Below are 18,916 nucleotides of genomic sequence, written 5' to 3'. Positions count from 1 at the left end.
TCCGTTACTGGTGGGTGACGACGATCAGACGCAGCGCGTCCAGACGCCATCCGGCCTGTCCCAGCGCCTCCAGCACCTGCTGACGGTTACTTTCGATCGCCGCCAGTTCGTCGTCACGGATGTTCGGGTTCACTGCCTTCAGCGCTTCCAGACGGGACAGCTCCGCTGTCAGCTTATCATCGGCTTCATTACGCGCGGTGTCGATCAGCGCCTGTGCTGCTTTGGCTATCTGCGCTTCACCCTGCTGCAAAATCGCGTGAACGTCCTGCTGCACCGCGTTGACCAGCTTGCTGCCGGTATGGCGGTTGACCGCGCTCAGCTGGCGATTAAAGCTTTCAAACTCCACCTGCGCGGCGAGGTTGTTGCCGTTTTTATCCAGCAGCAGGCGAACCGGGGTCGCCGGCAGGAAGCGGTTAAGCTGCAGCTGTTTCGGCGCCTGCGCTTCGACGACATAGATCAGTTCCAGCAGCAGGGTGCCGACCGGCAGCGCTTTATTCTTCAGCAGGGAAATGGTGCTGCTACCGGTATCGCCGGAGAGGATCAGGTCCAGACCGTTGCGGATCAGCGGGTGCTCCCAGGTGATGAACTGCGCGTCTTCACGCGACAGCGCCACGTCACGTTCGAAGGTAATGGTGCAACCGTCTTCCGGCAGGCCCGGGAAATCCGGCACCAGCATGTGGTCGGACGGGGTGAGGACGATCAGGTTTTCACCGCGGTCATCCTGGTTGATGCCGACGATATCGAACAGGTTCATCGAGAAGGCGATCAGACTGGTGTCGTCATCCTGCTCTTCGATGCTCTCCGCCAGGGCCTGGGCTTTCTCGCCGCCGTTGGAGTGGATCTCCAGCAGACGGTCGCGGCCCTGCTCCAGCTGCGCCTTCAGGGCGTCATGCTGTTGGCGGCAGGATTTGATCAGATCGTCAAAGCCGTCGGTGGATTCCGGTGCCGCCAGGTAGTTAATCAGTTCGTCATGGACGCTGTCGTAGACGGTCCGGCCGGTCGGGCAAGTATGTTCGAAGGCGTCGAGGCCTTCGTGATACCAGCGCACCAGCACCGACTGCGCGGTTTTCTCCAGATACGGCACGTGGATCTGGATATCGTGCGCCTGGCCGATACGGTCGAGACGGCCGATACGCTGCTCCAGCAGGTCCGGGTTAAACGGCAGATCGAACATTACCAGGTTGCTGGCGAACTGGAAGTTACGCCCTTCGGAGCCAATTTCGGAACACAGCAGCACCTGGGCGCCGGTGTCTTCTTCGGCAAACCACGCCGCGGCGCGGTCGCGTTCGATAATCGACATCCCTTCATGGAACACCGCGGCGCGGATGCCTTCGCGCTCGCGCAGCACCTGCTCCAGCTGCAGGGCGGTGGCGGCCTTGGCGCAGATTACCAGTACCTTCTGCGAACGGTGGCTGGTGAGGTAGCCCATCAGCCATTCGACGCGCGGGTCGAAGTTCCACCAGGTTCCGGTATCACCTTCAAATTCCTGATAAATCTGCTCCGGGTAGAGCATGTCGCGCGCACGCTCTTCCGCGGTTTTGCGCGCGCCCATAATGCCGGAGACTTTGATGGCTGTTTGGTACTGGGTCGGCAGCGGCAGGCGAATGGTGTGCAGCTCGCGTTTCGGGAAACCTTTCACGCCGTTACGGGTATTACGGAACAGTACGCGGCTGGTGCCGTGGCGGTCCATCAGCATCGAGACCAGCTCCTGGCGCGCGGCCTGAGCATCTTCACGATCGCTGTTGGCGGCCTGCAGCAGCGGCTCGATATCCTGCTCACCGATCAGATCGCCCAGGGTATTGAGCTCACTGTCGCTCAGCTTGTTGCCCGCCAGCAGCAGGGCAACGGCGTCGGCGACCGGGCGGTAGTTCTGTTGTTCTTCAACAAACTGCGCGAAATCGTGGAAGCGGTTCGGATCCAGCAGACGCAGGCGCGCAAAGTGGCTCTCCATCCCCAGCTGTTCCGGCGTCGCGGTCAGCAGCAGGATACCCGGCACGCGCTCAGCCAGCTGTTCAATGGCCTGATATTCACGGCTCGGCGCCTCTTCGCTCCACACCAGGTGATGCGCTTCGTCGACCACCATCAGGTCCCACTCGGCGTCGCACAGGTGCTCCAGGCGTTGCTTGCTGCGGCGCACGAAGTCTAAAGAGCAGATCACCAGCTGTTCGGTTTCGAACGGGTTGTAGGCATCGTGCTGCGCTTCGGCGTAGCGCTCGTCGTCGAACAGCGAGAAGCGCAGATTGAAGCGGCGCAGCATCTCCACCAGCCACTGGTGCTGGAGGGTTTCCGGGACCACGATCAGCACGCGCTCGGCGGCGCCGGAGAGCAGCTGCTGATGCAGGATCATCCCGGCTTCAATGGTTTTACCGAGACCTACCTCGTCCGCCAGCAGGACGCGCGGCGCGTGACGACGGCCCACGTCGTGAGCGATATGCAGCTGGTGCGGGATCAGGCTGGTGCGCTGGCCGCGCAGGCCGCTCCACGGCATACGGTACTGCTCGCTCTGGAACTTGCGTGCGCGGTAGCGTAGAGCAAAGCGATCCATGCGGTCGATTTGGCCGGCGAACAGGCGGTCCTGCGGTTTGCTGAATACCAGTTTGCTGTCGAGCAGCACTTCACGCAGGGTGACGTTCGCTTCCTGGGTGTCCAGGCGGGTGCCGGTGTAGGACAGCAGCCCGTTCTCTTCATTCACTTTGTCAACGTGGAGCTGCCAGCCTTCATGGCTGGTAATGGTGTCGCCCGGGTTAAACATCACGCGGGTGATTGGGGAATCGTTGCGAGAGTACAGACGGTTTTCGCCGATGGCGGGGAAAAGGAGAGTGACCATGCGCGCATCCAGCGCTACCACCGTCCCTAATCCTAGTTCGCTCTCTGTGTCGCTAATCCAGCGTTGACCAAGTGTAAAAGGCATATATGTTCGGCTCTTTAGTTCTTTAATTGCAGGCAATAGTTGATCATCTCCATGAACAATCGGAGATGCGTCAAAATTGGGGCCAGGAATGGAAAGGGCGCTATATTACTGGATGGCAGAACGTTCGTCACGTTCTCCTCACGCTTCATTTTTAGGCTTTCGTGCCCGTGGAATGGGTGACAAAAAATCAAAATAGCCCCAACTGTCCTGTCACTATTGTAGCAAAGTCATCGTTGACGAAGGGCAGGATCCCTTCCGCCACCGGCTGCAACTGCTTTGTTAAATAGTGATCGTAATCGAGCGGCGACTGCTGGTAATCCACCGGCTCCGGGCCGCTGGTGGTCCAGACGTATTTGATGGTACCGCGCTGCTGATACTGCTGCGCCCGCCCACGCTTCACGTTGTGTTCATCGGCTAGCCGCGCGGCGCGCACGTGCGGCGGTACGTTACGCTGGTACTCCGCCAGGGGGCGGCGCAGGCGTTTGCGATAAACCAGCTGTTCGTCGAGCTCGCCGTTCATCAGCCTGGCGATAGTCTCCCGCACATAATCCTGATACGGCTGATGGCGGAAGATACGCAGGTATAACTCCTGTTGAAACTGCTGGGCCAGCGGCGTCCAGTCGGTACGCACCGTTTCCAGACCCTTAAAGACCATGCGCTGGGCATCGCCCTCCTGAATCATCCCGGCATAACGCTTCTTGCTGCCGGTATCGGCGCCGCGGATCGTCGGCATTAAAAAGCGGCTGAAGTGGGTTTCATACTCCAGTTCCAGGGCGCTGGTAAGCTGGCTTTTGCCAAGCTCCTGCGCCCACCAGTCATTGACATCGCTGACCAGCTCGCGGCCGATCTCCGCCGCCTGCGCTTCGCTGTGCGGGCGCTTAAGCCAGACGAAGGTGGAGTCGGTATCGCCGTAGATAACGTCATAGCCTTTGGCTTCAATTAACGCTTTGGTCTGGCGCATGATCGCATGGCCGCGCATGGTGATCGACGAGGCGAGACGTGGGTCGAAGAAGCGGCAGGCGCTGGTGCCCAGCACGCCGTAAAAGGCGTTCATGATGATCTTCAGCGCCTGTGAGAGCGGCTTATTGTGCTGGCGCTTGGCTTCGTCGCGGCCGTGCCAGATCTGGCTGACAATCCCCGGCAGGCAGTGCTTGTCTCGCGAGAAGCGGGCGCCGAGGAAGCCCTCAATACTGTGCTGGTCATCGGGTTGCGCCAGCCCTTCAACCAGGCCGACCGGATCGATTAAAAAGGTACGGATGATCGACGGATACAGGCTTTTATAGTCCAGCACCAGCACCGAGTCATACAGACCGGGGCGGGAGTCCATTACGTAGCCGCCGGGGCTCGCCTGGGGCGGCACGTCACCGAGGTTTGGCGCCACGTAACCCAGGCGGTGCATGCGTGGAAAATAGAGATGGCTGAAAGCGGCGACCGAGCCGCCGTGGCGGTCGGCGGGCAGGCCGTTGACCGTCGACCGCTCGAGCAGAAATGGCATGATCTCCGTTTTGTGGAAAATCCGCGTCACCAGTTCGCAATCCTGCAGGTTATAGATGGCCAGCGCCGGTTTGTCTTCATGAAACCGGCGATCGATCTCATCCATCCGATCCCATGGGTTGTCGATGGCTTTGCCTTCACCCAGCAGCTCGCGGGCCACCGCCTCCAGCGAAAAGGAGGAGAAATTCCAGAACGCTGATTTCAGCGCGTCGATGCCGTCAATAATCAGCCGGCCGTTGGCCTGGGCGAAGAAGACGCCATTTTTGAAGCCGTGTTCGCGCCACTCCAGCTCGCTGTTACCGCGGCCGAGGCGCAGCGGGATACGATAGCGTTCGGCGTGCTTTTGCAGGACGCGCAGATCGAACTGCACCACGTTCCAGCCGATCAGCACGTCAGGGTCGTGTTCGGCAAACCAGGCGTTGAGCTTTTCCAGCAGCAGGGGACGGCTGGCGACGTAGACCAGATCGAAATCGACGTCTGGCGGCGTTTCCGGTTCGGGGCCAAGCATGTAGACCACCCGCTGACCGCAGCCTTCCAGGCCGATGCAGTACAGCTCGCCGTGGCGGCTGGTTTCGATATCCAGCGACACCCATTTCAGCGGCGGACGATAGTCAGGGTTTGGCTTCATGCGCGCGTTGACCAACTGCGAACCGCGCGTTTCGCCTTCCACCCACACTGGAGCGGTGATAAAGCGCTCCATCAGATAGCGCTCCGGCGGGCGAATATCGCCTTCGTAAACGGTGACGCCGCTGTCGCGGAGCATCTTCTCCAGCCGCATCAGCTGGCGATGGGCGCGGCAGTAGAGACCGACAACGGGCTGACGGTGGAAATCTTTCAGGGCCAGCGGGGCGAAGCGGAGCCCTTTTTCACCCTGCAGCAGTCGCTCAGCTTGCGCCTGCTGCGCTTCAGGGATAAAGGCGACGGACTCCTGCGGCGGCAGCGTGACTTGCAGCGGGCCATCGTCGGTGGCCAGCCAGAAGGACAGTTCGGTGCCCTGCGGAGTGTCCCGCCAGTGACGGGTGAGTAAAAAACCTGCTCGTGGCTGGGTCACGGGTGCTCTCAATGATAAAAAACCAGGCCTGATTATAGCCTGGTTTCATGATGGGTGCTGGGGTTTTATACAGGTGTTAGGCGCTAAGGTTGTCCCGGATTGCGGCTTGCGCCTTATCCGGGCTACCAGACGGTGCAGAGCCGTAGGCCTGCTAAGCGCAGCGCGAGCAGGGTGATTACTGGCCGTAGTAGGCTTTGGCTCCGTGCTTACGCAGATAGTGCTTATCGAGCAGCGTCTGCTGCATAGCCGGCAGCTGCGGCGCCAGCTGGCGGCAGAATATCCCCATATAGGCGATCTCCTCCAGCACGATGGCATTATGCACCGCATCTTCGGCGTTCTTGCCCCAGGCGAACGGGCCGTGGGAATGCACCAGCACGCCGGGCATCTGCGCCGGGTCGATGCTCTGCTGGCGGAAGGTTTCGACAATCACGTTGCCGGTTTCCCACTCATATTCGCCGTTGATCTCCGCATCGGTCATCAACCGGGTGCAGGGGACCGGGCCATAAAAATAGTCAGCGTGGGTGGTGCCGGTCGCTGGAATGGATTGTCCGGCCTGCGCCCAGATGGTGGCGTGGCGCGAGTGGGTATGCACAATGCCGCCCAGCGTCGGGAAGGCCTGATACAGCAGACGATGGGTCGGGGTATCCGATGAGGGCTTTTTATTGCCTTCCACCACCTCGCCGGTCTCCAGACTGACCACCACCATATCGTCGGCGGTCATCACGCTGTAATCCACGCCAGAGGGTTTGATAACCAGTACGCCCTGGTCACGGTCGACGGCGCTGACGTTACCCCAGGTTAAGGTCACCAGATTATGCTTTGGCAGGGCCAGGTTAGCTTCGAGGACCTGGCGTTTAAGATCTTCTAACATAGTGTGCTCCGAATAGCAGGCGAGTTGGGTTCCCCTCACCCCGACCCTCTCCCAAAGGGAGAGGGAGAAAGTTGACACCGCGCCGGTCGGTTCCCCTCATCCCGACCCTCTCCCAAAGGGAGAGGGAGAAAGTTGACACCGCGCCGGTCGGTTCCCCTCATCCCGACCCTCTCCCAAAGGGGGAGGGGAAAGATGACACCGCGCCGGTCGGTTCCCCTCACCCCGACCCTCTCCCAAAGGGAGAGGGAGAAAGTTGACACCGCGCCGGGTCGGTTCCCCTCATCCCGACCCTCTTCCAAAGGGGGAGGGGAAAGATGACACCGCGCCGGTCGGTTCCCTCTCCCCTCTGGGGAGAGGGTTAGGGTGAGGGGCGGCCTCTTAGCGTTTTGAACCGTAATAGACTTCATTCCAGCGCAGCGCGTCCTTGAAGGACGGCAGGCGGGTGTCGTTGTCGATAACGGTCAGCTCGATATTGTGCAGCTCGGCAAACTGGCGCATATCGTCGAGGTTCAGCGCATGGCTGAAGACGGTATGGTGCGCGCCACCGGCGATGATCCAGGCTTCCGAAGCGGTACGCAGATCCGGTTGTGCTTTCCACAGGGCGTTGGCCACTGGCAGCTTCGGCAGATCGTGCGGCGTCGGGACGGTTTCGATGGTGTTGACCAGCAGACGGAAGCGATCCCCCAGGTCAATCAGGCTGGCGACAATCGCCGGGCCGGTCTGGGTATTGAAGATCAGGCGTGCCGGATCCGCTTTACCGCCAATGCCCAACGGCTGGACGTCGAGGATCGGTTTCTCGGCGGTGGCGATCGTCGGGCACACTTCCAGCATGTGGGAGCCGAGCACCAGATCGTTGCCGTTGTCGAAGTGGTAGGTGTAATCCTCCATAAAGGAGGTGCCGCCCTGCAGACCAGTTGACATCACCTTCATGATGCGAAGCAGAGCGGCGGTTTTCCAGTCGCCCTCGCCGGCAAAGCCGTAGCCCTGCTGCATCAGGCGCTGCACGGCGAGCCCCGGGAGCTGTTTCAGGCCGTGGAGATCTTCAAAGGTGGTGGTAAAGGCGTGGAAACCACCTTGTTCAAGGAAGCGTTTCATCCCCAGCTCAATGCGCGCGGCGTCCAGCACGTTCTGGCGCTTGTCGCCGTGAACCTGCGCCGCTGGGGTCAGACGGTAGCTGCTCTCATATTCATCGACCAGGGCGCTGATATCGCCATCGCTGATGCTGTTGACCACCTGCACCAGATCGCCGACCGCCCAGGTATTCACCGAGAAGCCAAATTTGATCTGCGCGGCGACTTTATCGCCGTCGGTCACCGCCACTTCGCGCATGTTATCGCCGAAACGGCACACTTTCAGCTGACGGGTATCCTGTTTGGAGACCGCCTGACGCATCCAGCCGCCGATACGCTGGTGGGCTTCTTTATCCTGCCAGTGGCCGGTTACCACGCTGTGCTGCTGGCGCATACGGGCGCCGATGAAGCCGAACTCGCGGCCGCCGTGCGCGGTCTGGTTCAGGTTCATAAAGTCCATATCGATGCTGTCCCACGGCAGCGCGGCGTTGTACTGGGTATGGAACTGCAGCAGCGGCTTATTGAGGATAGTCAGGCCGTTGATCCACATTTTTGCCGGCGAGAAGGTATGCAGCCAGACCACTAACCCGGCGCATTTGTCATCATAGTTGGCGTCGCGGCAGATATGGGTGATCTCGTCCGGGGTGGTGCCCAGCGGCTTGAGAACCAGTTTGCACGGCAGTTTGGCTTCCGCATTCAGGCTGTTCACCACATGTTCGGCATGCTTCGTCACCTGGCGCAGGGCTTCCGGGCCGTACAGATGTTGGCTGCCAATAACGAACCATACTTCATAGTTATCAAAAATCGTCATTTTCGTATCCTTAATGGGTGAGCGCTGCCTGAGATTGCGGGGCTTTTTCCGCCTTTGCAGCCGAAGGGAGATAGTGTTGTTCGGCGCTGACCGACCACTGCTGGTAGCGCTGATAAAGTTGTTCGAAACGTTGCGCCTGCGCCGGACGCGGCTGCAGGGTAGTTTCCACCTGGCTTGCCATCCGCTGCTGGGCGGCTGGAATATCCTCATAGACGCCGGCGGCGACGGCGGCGAAGATAGCCGCCCCCAGCGCGCAGCACTGATCGGAGGCGACAATCTGCAGCGGACGGTTCAGCACGTCGCAGCAGGCCTGCATGATGACCTGGTTTTTCCGCGCGATACCGCCGAGGGCCATCACGTTGTTAACCGGGATCCCCTGCTCGGTGAAGCACTCCATAATGGCGCGCGCGCCAAAGGCGGTAGCGGCGATCAGCCCGCCAAACAGCGCGGGGGCGTCGGTGGCGAGGTTAAGGTCGGTGATCACCCCTTTCAGACGCTGATTGGCATTCGGCGTGCGGCGGCCGTTGAACCAGTCGAGTACCACCGGCAGATGTTCCAGCGACGGGTTATTGGCCCAGGCTTCGGTGAGGGCCGGCAGAAGCTGCTGCTGGCTGACTTTGATCTGCTCGCTGAGTTCGGGATGCTGCCGGGCGAGCTGCGCCAGCGGCCAGCCGAGGATGCGGCCAAACCAGGCGTAAATATCGCCGAAGGCGGACTGGCCTGCCTCCATGCCAATAAAATGTGGAACCACGCTGCCATCGACCTGACCGCAGATGCCTTTCACCGTACGGTCGCCGACGCTCTCTTTATCGGCAATCAGGATGTCGCAGGTGGACGTGCCGATGACTTTCACCAGCGCGTTAGGCTGTGCCCCGGCGCCAACGGCGCCCATATGACAGTCGAAGGCGCCGCCGGAGATGGTCACAGTCTGCGACAGACCCAGACGCTGGGCCCACTCTGCGCTCAGCGTGCCGACCGGCACATCGGCCGTCCAGGTATCGGTGAACAGCGGCCAGGCCAGATGCTGGTTAATGATGGGATCAAGCTCATCGAAGAAGCTGGCCGGCGGCAGACCGCCCCAGCTTTCGTGCCACAGCGATTTATGTCCGGCGCTGCAGCGGCCGCGGCGCAGATCCTGCGGGCGCGTAGTGCCAGAGAGCAGGGCGGGCACCCAGTCGCAAAGCTCCACCCACGAGGCGGCTGTCTCGGCGACGGCGCTATCTTCGCGGGTGACGTGGAGAATTTTGGCCCAGAACCATTCGCTGGAGTAGATCCCGCCGATATAGCGGGAATAATCCTCTTTGCCTGGCTGATGGCACAGGCGGGTGATCGCCTCGGCTTCTTCGACCGCGGTGTGATCTTTCCACAGGACAAACATGGCGTTAGGGTTGTCAGCGAATTCTGCGCGCAGCGCCAGCACGTTGCCCTCGGCATCAACGGGAGCCGGGGTTGAGCCGGTGCTGTCAACGCCAATGCCCACGACATCGGCGCGCTGATCGGCGCTTAACGAGGCCAGTACGCTTTTCAGCGCCGCTTCCATGGACTCGATGTAATCTCGCGGGTGGTGGCGGAACCGGTTGTTAGCGCCATCGCAATACTGTCCCTCCCGCCAGCGCGGATACCACTCCACGCTTGCCGCCAGTTCTGTGCCGGACGCGCATTCCACCGCCAGGGCGCGGACTGAGTCACTACCAAAGTCGAGGCCAATCGCAATTGCCATCTTGTTACTCCATGCAGAAATCATTCATGCAGCAACAGTAGATATCCCCGGCAAAATCCGTCAGGCTGTATTCGCTAATCTTATGGATTATTTTGCTGTCACCTCGTAAAGTGTGACGCCGTGCAAATATTCGATGTGGACTTTCCTGCCGTATTTATAGACACTTTTGTTACCCGGCATATCAGGGTGGAATGCACGCTGCTGGCGCTTTTTTCGCTTGCTGTGCGGGTTTTTAGCCAAATTCCCACCGCCGTCGCAGTCGCGACAGGGCCGAGAGCGATAAAATGATGAATATGGACAATTGGTGTCACTACTACCTTCGGGGAGAACCACGCGTATGGCCGAAACGCAAAACGATCCGCTGTTGCCGGGCTACTCTTTTAACGCTCATTTGGTCACCGGCCTCACGCCGATTGAGGCGCAGGGATACCTGGATTTCTTTATCGACCGCCCGCTGGGCATGAAAGGCTATATTCTCAACCTGACCATTCGCGGCGAGGGTGTTATCAACAACCACGGCGAGCAGTTCGTCTGCCGACCGGGCGATATGCTGCTGTTCCCGCCGGGGGAGATCCACCACTACGGCCGCCATCCCGACGCCAGCGAGTGGTATCACCAGTGGGTCTACTTCCGGCCGCGCGCCTACTGGCACGAGTGGCTCAACTGGCCGACGATTTTTGCCCAGACCGGCTTTTTCCGTCCGGATGAACAGTGGCAGGCGCGCTTTGGCGAGCTGTTCGGCCAGATCGTCGATGCCGGGCAGGGGGCGGGGCGCTATTCCGAACTGCTGGCGATTAATCTACTGGAACAGCTGCTGCTGCGGCGCATGGAGGCGATCAACGAATCGCTACATCCGCCGCTGGATAACCGGGTTCGCGATGCCTGCCAGTACATCAGCGACCATCTGGCGGACAGCCATTTTGATATCGCCAGCGTCGCCCAGCACGTCTGTCTGTCGCCCTCGCGTCTGTCGCACCTGTTCCGCCAGCAGCTGGGGATCAGCGTGCTCGGCTGGCGTGAAGACCAGCGTATTAGTCAGGCCAAACTGTTGCTGAGTACCACGCGGATGCCGATCGCCACCGTCGGACGCAACGTCGGCTTTGAAGATCAGCTCTATTTTTCGCGTGTATTTAAAAAATGCACCGGCGCCAGCCCGAGCGAATTCCGCGCGGGATGTGAATAAAAAGTAAAGAAAGTGAAATGATGACCCGCTTAAATGTCACAGCCAGTAAACTATTAAGACAATTGGTGGCTTGACGGCGGCGCGATGGCTCCGGAGAATCCGGGCTTCGTTTTTTAACCGGGTACATTATGCAAGCATTGCTGGAACACTTTATCACCCAATCCACGGTCTACTCATTGTTAGCCGTGATGCTGGTGGCCTTTCTCGAGTCACTGGCGCTGGTGGGGCTTATCTTACCCGGAACGGTGATGATGGCCGGCCTGGGGGCGCTTATTGGTAGCGGTGAGGTTAACTTCTGGCAGGCGTGGCTGGCGGGGATCGTGGGCTGCCTGCTTGGCGACTGGATCTCATTCTGGCTCGGCTGGCGCTTTAAAAAGCCGCTGCACCGCTGGTCGTTTATGAAGAAAAACCGTGCGCTGCTGGAGAAGACTGAGCATGCGCTGCACCAGCACAGCATGATCACCATTCTGATTGGCCGCTTTGTCGGGCCGACGCGTCCGCTGGTGCCGATGGTCGCCGGGATGCTCGACCTGCCGGTGGCCAAGTTTGTGCTACCAAATATTATCGGTTGCCTGCTCTGGCCGCCGCTCTATTTTCTGCCCGGCATTCTCGCCGGGGCGGCGATTGATATTCCGGCTGATGAAAACAGCGCCAGCTTTAAATGGCTGCTGTTGGGCGCGGCGCTACTGGCCTGGCTGGCGGGCTGGCTGTGCTGGCGGCTGTGGCGGAGCGCGAAAACCTCAGGCGACCGCCTGACCCGCTGGTTACCGCGCGGACGGCTGCTGTGGCTGTCACCGCTGATGGTCGTGCTGGCAGCGACGGCGTTAACATTTGTCTTCCGCCATCCGCTGATGCCGGTCTATCTGGCGATCCTACACAAGGTTATTGCGCGCTGATCCCCATCAGAAGCGAGGCGCTGCTGCGGCCGCTTAACAGTTCGGCGGTGACGCCATCCCAGACAATGCGCCCTTCGGCGACCACGATCGCGCGCGGCGCGATGCGCGCGGCATCTTCCACGCTGTGGGAGACCATCAGCAGAGTGAGCTGCTGCTGCTCGCAGACATCGGCGACCAGCGCCAGCATCTCCTGGCGCAGTGCCGGATCGAGAGCCGAGAAGGGCTCATCCAGCAGCAGAACCGGCTGCTGGCGCACCAGACAGCGGGCCAGCGCCGCGCGCTGCCGCTGACCGCCGGAAAGCGCTCCCGGCAGGCGTTCCAGTAGTGCATCAATTCCCATCTGTCCGGCTATCGCCGCGACCTGCGCCTGCTGCTCGCGGCTCAGTTTGAGGCCTGGGTGGATCCCGAGGCTGATATTTTGTCGAATGGTCAGATGGTTAAACAGGTTATTCTCCTGAAACAGCATCGAGACCGGGCGCTGCGCCGGTGGCGTCGCGTTATGCGCCTCGCCGTTAATCAGCAGGCTGCCGCTGGCGGGCGGCAGAAAACCGGCGATCAGATTCAGCAGGGTGCTCTTTCCGGCGCCGCTGGGGCCGAGAACCGCAATGCGCTCGCCGCGCGCGACGTCGAGGGTAAAGCGCATCGGCAGATGCTGGTACAGCCAGGTCACATCATTGAGTTTTAGCATCACGCCCCGGAAGTTTTTCAATCAGCGTAAACAACAAGAAACAGAGCAGCAGCAGGAGCAGGGCGGTGACGGCGCCGTCCTGGCTGCGGTAGGCGCCTATCTGCTGATACAGATAGAAAGGCAGGGTACGGAACGCCTCGTTGCCGAACAGCGCTACGACGCCGAAATCGCCAATCGACAGCACGCAGGCGAAGGCGAGCGCCTGAGCCAGCGGGCGCCGGAGAGCGCGAAGCTCGACCACCCGCAGCCGGGCAAAGCCTTCAATACCCAGTGACTGGCACAGCATGCTGTAGCGGGCGGCAATGTCACGCATCGGGTTTTCCAGTACTTTCAGCGCATAGGGGATCGCCATCAGGGCATTAGTGAAGATGACGATGCCGTCGGCGGACTCCGGCAGGCCGATAGTGTTATTGAGCAGCAGGAAGAAGCCGGTCGCCAGCACAATTCCCGGCATCGCAAGGATCAGCATGCCGCTCAGCTCCATCGCCTGCCCGGCCAACGGCCGCTGGCGAGCGCGCAGCTCCCGGCTGCTCCACAACAGCATCATCGTCAGGGTTACGCTCAACAGCCCGGCGGCGATGGCGATGCGTAGAGAGGTACTTAATGCCTGCCAGAGCGCGGGCTGCGCCAGCACGTCCAGCATATTGCGGTTGATCCCGTCGACGATGACCGCCAGCAGCGGCGGGAGCAGCAGCAGCAGGGCGGCGCCGATCAAGAGTCCATCGCCCAGGCGGCTATGCAGGCGATCGTCAGGGTCGCGCCAGCCGCGCACATGGCTGACGCCGATAGCCACAGCTTTACTGAGTCGCTGGCTGAGCAGCACCAGCCCAAGGCAGCAAAGCATCTGGATCAGCGCCAGCATTGCCGCTCGCGCCGGATCGTAGTCAAAGCTCAGCGCCTGGTAGATAGCCAGCTCGATCGTGGTGGCTTTCGGGCCGCCGCCCAGCGAGAGTACGGTGGCGAAGCTGGCAAAGCAGAGCATAAAGATCAGCGCGGCGATGGCGGGAATATGCCGGCGCATCCATGGCCATTCGACGAGGCGAAAGAAAGCGTAGCCGCGCATGCCAAGCTGGGCGGCAATTTGCCGTTGTTCGCCGGGGATATTTTCCAGCGCCTGCAGCAGCAGGCGGGTCGCCATTGGCATATTGAAAAAGACGTGCGCCAGCAGGATGCCCTGCAGACCGTAGGGCGAGAACTCCCATTGCCAGCCGAGCGTGTGAAAAAGGGAGGCCAGCCAGCCCTGGCGCCCGTAGACGCTGAGGATGCCGAATACCGCCACCAGCACCGGCAGGATCAGGGTCATCGCGCACAGGCGCAGCAGCAGCGAGCGGCCCGGGAAGCGACGCCGATAAAGCGCGCGGGCAAGAAAGATCGCCGGCCCCACCGAGAGCAGCGCTGACAGCGACGACTGCCAGAAGGAGAAGCGCACCACGTGCCACAGGTAGCTATCGCTGAAGACTGATTGCCAGCCCGCGCCGGGGGCGCTCAACCACAGCGCCAGAAACGCCGCCAGCGCGACGGCGCAGAGTAGCGTGGCGGCGAACAGGCCCGGCAGCAGACCGCCGAGGTTTAGCGGCTGACGGCGCGTTGCCATGCATTAATCCAGGTCTGACGATCGCTGGCGACCTGCTGCGGGGTAAAGGACAGGGTGGTCTGCGGCTTCACCAGGGTATCAAACCCGGCCGGCAGCGTGACCTGGGTCACCGGATACATCCAGTTCCCGGTGGGGATGGCGTTCTGGAAGCCAGGCGAGACCATAAATTTGAGGAACTTCTCCGCCAGTTCCGGCTGCTTGCTGGCGGCGGTACGCGCGGCAACTTCGACCTGCAGATAATGGCCTTCGGCGAAGTTTGCCGCCGCATAGTTGTCTTTCTTCTCTTCAATCATGTGGTAGGCCGGCGAGGTGGTGTAACTTAAGACCAGGTCGCTTTCCCCTTTCAGGAACAGACCGTAGGCTTCACTCCAGCCCTTAGTGACGGTGACGGTTTTCGCCGCTAGCTTCTGCCACGCCTCGGGCGCTTTATCCCCATAGACCTTTTGCATCCACAGCAGCAGGCCCAGTCCTGGGGTGCTGGTACGCGGATCTTCATAAATCACGCGCCATTTTTGCGGGCTCTCGACCAGCTCTTTCAGGCTCTTCGGCGGATTAGCCAGTTTATTTTTGTCATAGACGAAGGCGAAATAGCCGTAATCGTAGGGGACAAAGGTGTCATTATCCCAGCCGCCCGGCACGCTGACCGCGCTGGCCGGCACGCCGCTCTTGGCAAACAATTTACTCTGCGCCGCGGCTGCCAGCAGGTTGTTATCCAGACCAAGCACGACGTCGGCCTTGCTGTTCTTGCCTTCCATGCGCAGGCGATTCAGTAGCGAAACACCATCTTCCAGCGCGACGAACTTCAGCTCGCAGCCGCAGTCTGCTTCAAACGCTTTTTTCACCGCCGGGCCGGGGCCCCAGTCGGCAGAGAAGGAGTCGTAGGTATAGACGGTAAGGACAGGTTTAGCCAGAGCGGGCAGGGCGACCAGCGCCAGCAGCGGGAGTAGTTTTTTCAACACTTTGCACCTCAGAAAAAAGGGTGGCAAAGGATTTTGAGTGAGCCTCAAATCCCTTCGCCGGCGTTATCCGGATCAGGTTCGACGGGTATTTTCTCAGCCCATACGCTTCATCCTTCAAGCCGCATCTGCGTTAGCTTCGCGCGTTCACCCCAGTCACATAGTTATCTATGCTCCAGGGGATTCACCCGCTTGCTGCCTTGATGCAACTTGAATGATATTGCGTATGTTTATTAGCACCCCGTTGAGAACGGCCTTAGTGTAATGATTTTGTCAGATGACGGAAAGCGCTTACGGCTCCGGCGGCGCAAACCACGCGGATTTAAAATCGAACCAGCCGAGGGTGTTCATCCGCACGCCGCGCATACTGCGCTGACCCTGAATCATCAGCCAGTGATGGATCAGTGGCACAATATGCTGGCTGGCCAGCAACCGCTGGCTCCAGGTGGCAGGATTAAATTCCCCTGCGCGCCAGCGGCTGGCATCCTCTTGCCAGTCAATGGGGATGCAGCGCTGAATCAGCGGGACTTCATACAGATAGGCGAACAGTGAGAAATCGATCGGCAAGGTGAAGTTTACGCTATTGAGCCAGATGTCGCTGACCACCTGGCCGCGATGCCAGGCATCGTACTCCAGTTCCTGAATCTCCAGTTTCACGTGATGCGCGGCCAGCAGGTCGCGCATGATCCCGCCGATCACCCGGTGCTCGACGTGATCGCGGTAATAGGTGAGGATGACCGCTTCCAGTCCCGCCGGTTTTTCACAGGCATGGTTGCTGGCGTGATGCCAGCGCGGCAGCAGGCCGTAGGCGGGAAACCAGTTGCCCTGGTAGTGTTCACCCGCATGGTAGAGCAGATTTGCGGGCTGGAACAGATAGCTTAACCAGCGGCGCACCGCGTCGTTAGCGCCCAGCGTGCTTCGCGAATCAAACAGCAGGTAGTAGCAGCCCTCTTCCAGGCGACTTTCCACCGCTTTTTCACTTTCGGTGTTGCCCTGCAGCGTCAGGCCACCGTTAGGCTCTTCGCTAATCTCCGGCAGCACCCAGACGTTCACCTCATCGATCAGCGCCCGGTAGCCAAAATAGTCCTCAAAGGCATGGATCTTGAGCTGGTTTTGATTGTTACGTACCACGGCATAAGGGCCGGTGCCGACCGGCATCGACGAGAAGTGGGGCATGGTCTGCCACTCCTGCGGCAGCACCATGGCCGGCACCTGGCCCAGCAGCCAGGGCAGCCAGCGGTCGGGCTGACGCAGATGAATATCCAGCGTCCAGGCGGTGGGGGATTCGATACGTTCAATATGCGAATAGAGCGGAAGCGCATTACTGCGCTGCAGAGAGGCGATCACATCCGTCATCTCCAGCTCGCGTCCGTGGTGAAAATGGATACCCGGACGGAGAAAAAAGCGCCAGTGGGTGGGGCTCAACTGCTGCCAGTGGTGGGCAATATCGGCTTCCAGTTCCCCATTTTCCTCATTTACCCGCGTCAGGGCGCTGAATATTTGTCGGGCGATATGGGTTTCCGAACGCCGCAGCGCGCTACCAGGCAGTAAATTTTTCATCGGACGGTAGTAGAGCACGCGCAGGATATGGCGTCCCTGGCGGAAGCTGCGGCCAAGATGCGAGATCAGCATCTGGCGAACGGCGGACTTATCACCGACCAACTGCACCAGTTGATCGATGCGATCCTGCTCAAGGAGATCCTCGGCACGCTGCTGCTGCAGGGCGAGACCGGTATAGAGAAAGGTCAACCGCGAACGCTTACCGCGGCCTGCTTCTGCCTCCCAGGCCAACCAGCCGCGGGACTCCATCATATTGAGCAAGGTGCGCATATGGCGGCGCGAGCAGCTCAGCATTTCCGCCAGCTCGTTAAGCGTAGTCTCCTGCGACTTGCCGTCGCAGCACTGCCATAAGCGGATGAACTGTTGTTGCAGACGGCTGGAAGACATAAAAGGGGAACTCCTGCGGAAAACTCAGCAATTTATTACTCCCCATATTAAGCCAATAATGATTCCCGATGAAGCGAGGAGGTGAATATGATGAGGTCAACCGCAAAATCGTTCTACCAGCGCTACTTTTCTGCGACGCAGGAAGCGTCCTGGCTGGCCCGCCTGATGGCAGGAAGACAGCAGGAAATCCTGGGGGAACTGATGCAGTGGGGAGTGACGTCAAAGACCTCGGATCATTGACTTGCAGACATCATGTGTGACTGAGTATTGGTGTTATACTCGTCGTCTTTCACGCTGCAGGTGGCCCGATCGCCTCGTTGTCGATGCGCTCAAGGCCTAAGGTTCTGGCCACGTGATTCGCCCCTACGGGACTCACCCTTTCAGGGCCTGCGCAAGCGCTGTGCAAAACGGATAACCGTTTTGTCCTGCAACATGAAACGCATAGAGTATAGAATCACCCGCCAGCAGAAAGCTTCTGCTGGCTTTTTTCGTTTACTTCGCGTGTGTTAAGGACATTCCATGCTGTGGTTGATGACGATGGGACGACGGCTAAACGGCGTGTATGCCGCCTTTATGCTGGTTGCATTTATGATGGGCGTGGCGGGTGCGCTGCAGGCGCCGACGTTGAGTTTGTTTCTCAGCCGTGAAGTAGGGGCGCAACCGTTCTGGGTAGGCTTGTTCTACACCGTGAATGCGATAGCGGGGATTCTGGTCAGCCTTGCGCTGGCGAAGCGCTCCGATAGCCGCGGCGATCGGCGGCGATTAATTATGTTCTGCTGCCTGATGGCGGTGGGTAATGCGCTGCTGTTTGCCTTCAACCGCCACTATTTGACGCTGATCACCTGCGGCGTAATGCTGGCGTCCATCGCTAACGCCGCCATGCCGCAGCTCTTTGCGCTGGCGCGGGAGTATGCTGACAGTTCAGCGCGGGAAGTGGTGATGTTCAGCTCGATCATGCGTGCCCAGCTCTCCCTGGCGTGGGTGATTGGCCCGCCGCTGGCCTTTATGCTGGCGCTCAACTATGGCTTCACCACCATGTTCTCTATCGCGGCGGGCATCTTTGTAATCAGCCTGGCGCTGATTGCCATTAAATTGCCCTCGGTTCCGCGTGTGGAACAGCCTTCGGAAGAGGCGGCGGCGCTGGCGCAGGCCGGCGGCTGGCATGACAAAAACGTACGGATGCTGTTTATCGCTTCCACGCTCATGTGGACCTGTAACACCATGTATATCATTGATATGCCGCTGTGGATCAGTAGCGATCTCGGGCTTCCGGACAGCCTGGCCGGGATCCTGATGGGCACTGCCGCCGGACTGGAGATACCGGCGATGATCCTCGCTGGCTACTACGTGAAGCGCTTTGGCAAACGTAAAATGATGGTCGCAGCAGTAGCCGCCGGCGTGCTGTTTTATGTGGGACTGATTCTGTTTCATGGCCGCACGGCGCTGCTGGCCCTGCAGCTGTTTAACGCGGTCTTTATCGGCATTGTCGCCGGGATTGGCATGCTGTGGTTCCAGGATTTGATGCCGGGGCGCGCCGGGGCGGCGACCACCCTGTTCACCAACAGTATTTCCACCGGTGTGATCCTCGCCGGGGTGATGCAGGGGGCGCTGTCGCAAAGTTATGGCCACGCCAGCGTCTACTGGACGATCGCCGCGATTTCGCTGGTGACGCTGTTTTTGACCAGCAAGGTAAAGGATATTTGAGTGAAGGCCCCGGCGCGCAG

At 60.1% G+C, this 18,916-nt stretch carries 13 protein-coding genes; 4 read left to right on the top strand and 9 right to left on the bottom strand.

Features of this window, described 5'->3' with window-relative positions; translation table 11 throughout:
• Positions 1 to 4: 4 nt before the first annotated feature.
• The 5 genes from rapA to araB form a co-directional block, all read right to left on the bottom strand.
• Positions 5 to 2,911, bottom strand: coding sequence for an RNA polymerase-associated protein RapA (rapA, locus tag LGL98_RS21150; RefSeq protein WP_136028909.1), 2,907 nt, complete (start codon positions 2,909 to 2,911; stop codon positions 5 to 7).
• Between the two features lie 187 nt (positions 2,912 to 3,098).
• Positions 3,099 to 5,456 (bottom strand): DNA polymerase II, encoded by a 2,358-nt coding sequence (gene polB / locus LGL98_RS21145; RefSeq protein WP_136028911.1) that lies wholly within the window; start codon positions 5,454 to 5,456, stop codon positions 3,099 to 3,101.
• Between the two features lie 175 nt (positions 5,457 to 5,631).
• Positions 5,632 to 6,327, bottom strand: a complete 696-nt coding sequence (gene araD, locus LGL98_RS21140) for an L-ribulose-5-phosphate 4-epimerase (protein ID WP_136028912.1) — start codon at positions 6,325 to 6,327, stop codon at positions 5,632 to 5,634.
• Between the two features lie 378 nt (positions 6,328 to 6,705).
• Positions 6,706 to 8,208, bottom strand: a complete 1,503-nt coding sequence (gene araA / locus LGL98_RS21135) for an L-arabinose isomerase (protein ID WP_025711021.1) — start codon at positions 8,206 to 8,208, stop codon at positions 6,706 to 6,708.
• Between the two features lie 10 nt (positions 8,209 to 8,218).
• Positions 8,219 to 9,928 (bottom strand): ribulokinase, encoded by a 1,710-nt coding sequence (araB, locus tag LGL98_RS21130; RefSeq protein ID WP_136028914.1) that lies wholly within the window; start codon positions 9,926 to 9,928, stop codon positions 8,219 to 8,221.
• Positions 9,929 to 10,265: 337 nt separating this feature from the next.
• Here araB and araC point away from each other — a divergent pair, with 337 nt between their 5' ends.
• The gene (gene araC, locus LGL98_RS21125) at positions 10,266 to 11,111 is read left to right on the top strand and encodes an arabinose operon transcriptional regulator AraC (protein WP_004204301.1); all 846 of its coding nucleotides are present in this window, start codon (positions 10,266 to 10,268) and stop codon (positions 11,109 to 11,111) included.
• Positions 11,112 to 11,239: 128 nt separating this feature from the next.
• Entirely contained in the window at positions 11,240 to 12,007 is a 768-nt protein-coding gene (locus LGL98_RS21120; RefSeq protein WP_136028916.1) for a DedA family protein, read from the top strand.
• On the opposite strand, the gene thiQ is transcribed toward LGL98_RS21120, so the two are convergent.
• The 4 genes from thiQ to sgrR form a co-directional block, all read right to left on the bottom strand.
• Positions 11,994 to 12,695, bottom strand: a complete 702-nt coding sequence (thiQ, locus tag LGL98_RS21115) for a thiamine ABC transporter ATP-binding protein ThiQ (protein WP_136028918.1) — start codon at positions 12,693 to 12,695, stop codon at positions 11,994 to 11,996. The two genes, LGL98_RS21120 and thiQ, sit on opposite strands and share 14 nt — an antisense overlap.
• A complete protein-coding gene (gene thiP / locus LGL98_RS21110) occupies positions 12,679 to 14,289 on the bottom strand; it encodes a thiamine/thiamine pyrophosphate ABC transporter permease ThiP (RefSeq protein WP_136028920.1) in 1,611 nt (536 codons plus the stop codon). Before thiP ends, thiQ begins: the two co-directional genes overlap by 17 nt.
• Positions 14,265 to 15,248 (bottom strand): thiamine ABC transporter substrate binding subunit, encoded by a 984-nt coding sequence (gene thiB / locus LGL98_RS21105; RefSeq protein ID WP_136028922.1) that lies wholly within the window; start codon positions 15,246 to 15,248, stop codon positions 14,265 to 14,267. The genes thiP and thiB overlap by 25 nt, the downstream gene beginning before the upstream one ends.
• A 288-nt stretch (positions 15,249 to 15,536) precedes the next feature.
• On the bottom strand, positions 15,537 to 17,192 hold the full coding sequence (gene sgrR, locus LGL98_RS21100; RefSeq protein ID WP_136028924.1) for an HTH-type transcriptional regulator SgrR: 1,656 nt from the start codon (positions 17,190 to 17,192) through the stop codon (positions 15,537 to 15,539).
• A gap of 87 nt (positions 17,193 to 17,279) precedes the next feature.
• Between sgrR and sgrT the strand changes: the two genes are divergently transcribed.
• Both sgrT and LGL98_RS21090 read left to right on the top strand, forming a co-directional pair.
• Positions 17,280 to 17,432, top strand: a complete 153-nt coding sequence (sgrT, locus tag LGL98_RS21095; RefSeq protein WP_004204309.1) for a glucose uptake inhibitor SgrT — start codon at positions 17,280 to 17,282, stop codon at positions 17,430 to 17,432.
• A gap of 279 nt (positions 17,433 to 17,711) precedes the next feature.
• On the top strand, positions 17,712 to 18,896 hold the full coding sequence (locus LGL98_RS21090; protein WP_136028926.1) for a sugar efflux transporter: 1,185 nt from the start codon (positions 17,712 to 17,714) through the stop codon (positions 18,894 to 18,896).
• The last annotated feature ends 20 nt before the right edge of the window (positions 18,897 to 18,916 follow it).

This window comes from Klebsiella africana (genome assembly GCF_020526085.1).
GTDB lineage: Bacteria > Pseudomonadota > Gammaproteobacteria > Enterobacterales > Enterobacteriaceae > Klebsiella > Klebsiella africana.
This window is presented reverse-complemented; position numbering and strand designations above follow the sequence as displayed.

Coding starts and splice junctions, on each gene's coding strand:
- araD (WP_136028912.1), bottom strand. CDS start 6,327: ATGTTAGAAGATCTTAAACGCCAGGTCCTCGAAGCTAACCTGGCCCTG.
- araC (WP_004204301.1), top strand. CDS start 10,266: ATGGCCGAAACGCAAAACGATCCGCTGTTGCCGGGCTACTCTTTTAAC.
- araA (WP_025711021.1), bottom strand. CDS start 8,208: ATGACGATTTTTGATAACTATGAAGTATGGTTCGTTATTGGCAGCCAA.
- thiQ (WP_136028918.1), bottom strand. CDS start 12,695: ATGCTAAAACTCAATGATGTGACCTGGCTGTACCAGCATCTGCCGATG.
- LGL98_RS21120 (WP_136028916.1), top strand. CDS start 11,240: ATGCAAGCATTGCTGGAACACTTTATCACCCAATCCACGGTCTACTCA.
- rapA (WP_136028909.1), bottom strand. CDS start 2,911: ATGCCTTTTACACTTGGTCAACGCTGGATTAGCGACACAGAGAGCGAA.
- sgrR (WP_136028924.1), bottom strand. CDS start 17,192: ATGTCTTCCAGCCGTCTGCAACAACAGTTCATCCGCTTATGGCAGTGC.
- LGL98_RS21090 (WP_136028926.1), top strand. CDS start 17,712: ATGCTGTGGTTGATGACGATGGGACGACGGCTAAACGGCGTGTATGCC.
- araB (WP_136028914.1), bottom strand. CDS start 9,928: ATGGCAATTGCGATTGGCCTCGACTTTGGTAGTGACTCAGTCCGCGCC.
- thiP (WP_136028920.1), bottom strand. CDS start 14,289: ATGGCAACGCGCCGTCAGCCGCTAAACCTCGGCGGTCTGCTGCCGGGC.
- sgrT (WP_004204309.1), top strand. CDS start 17,280: ATGATGAGGTCAACCGCAAAATCGTTCTACCAGCGCTACTTTTCTGCG.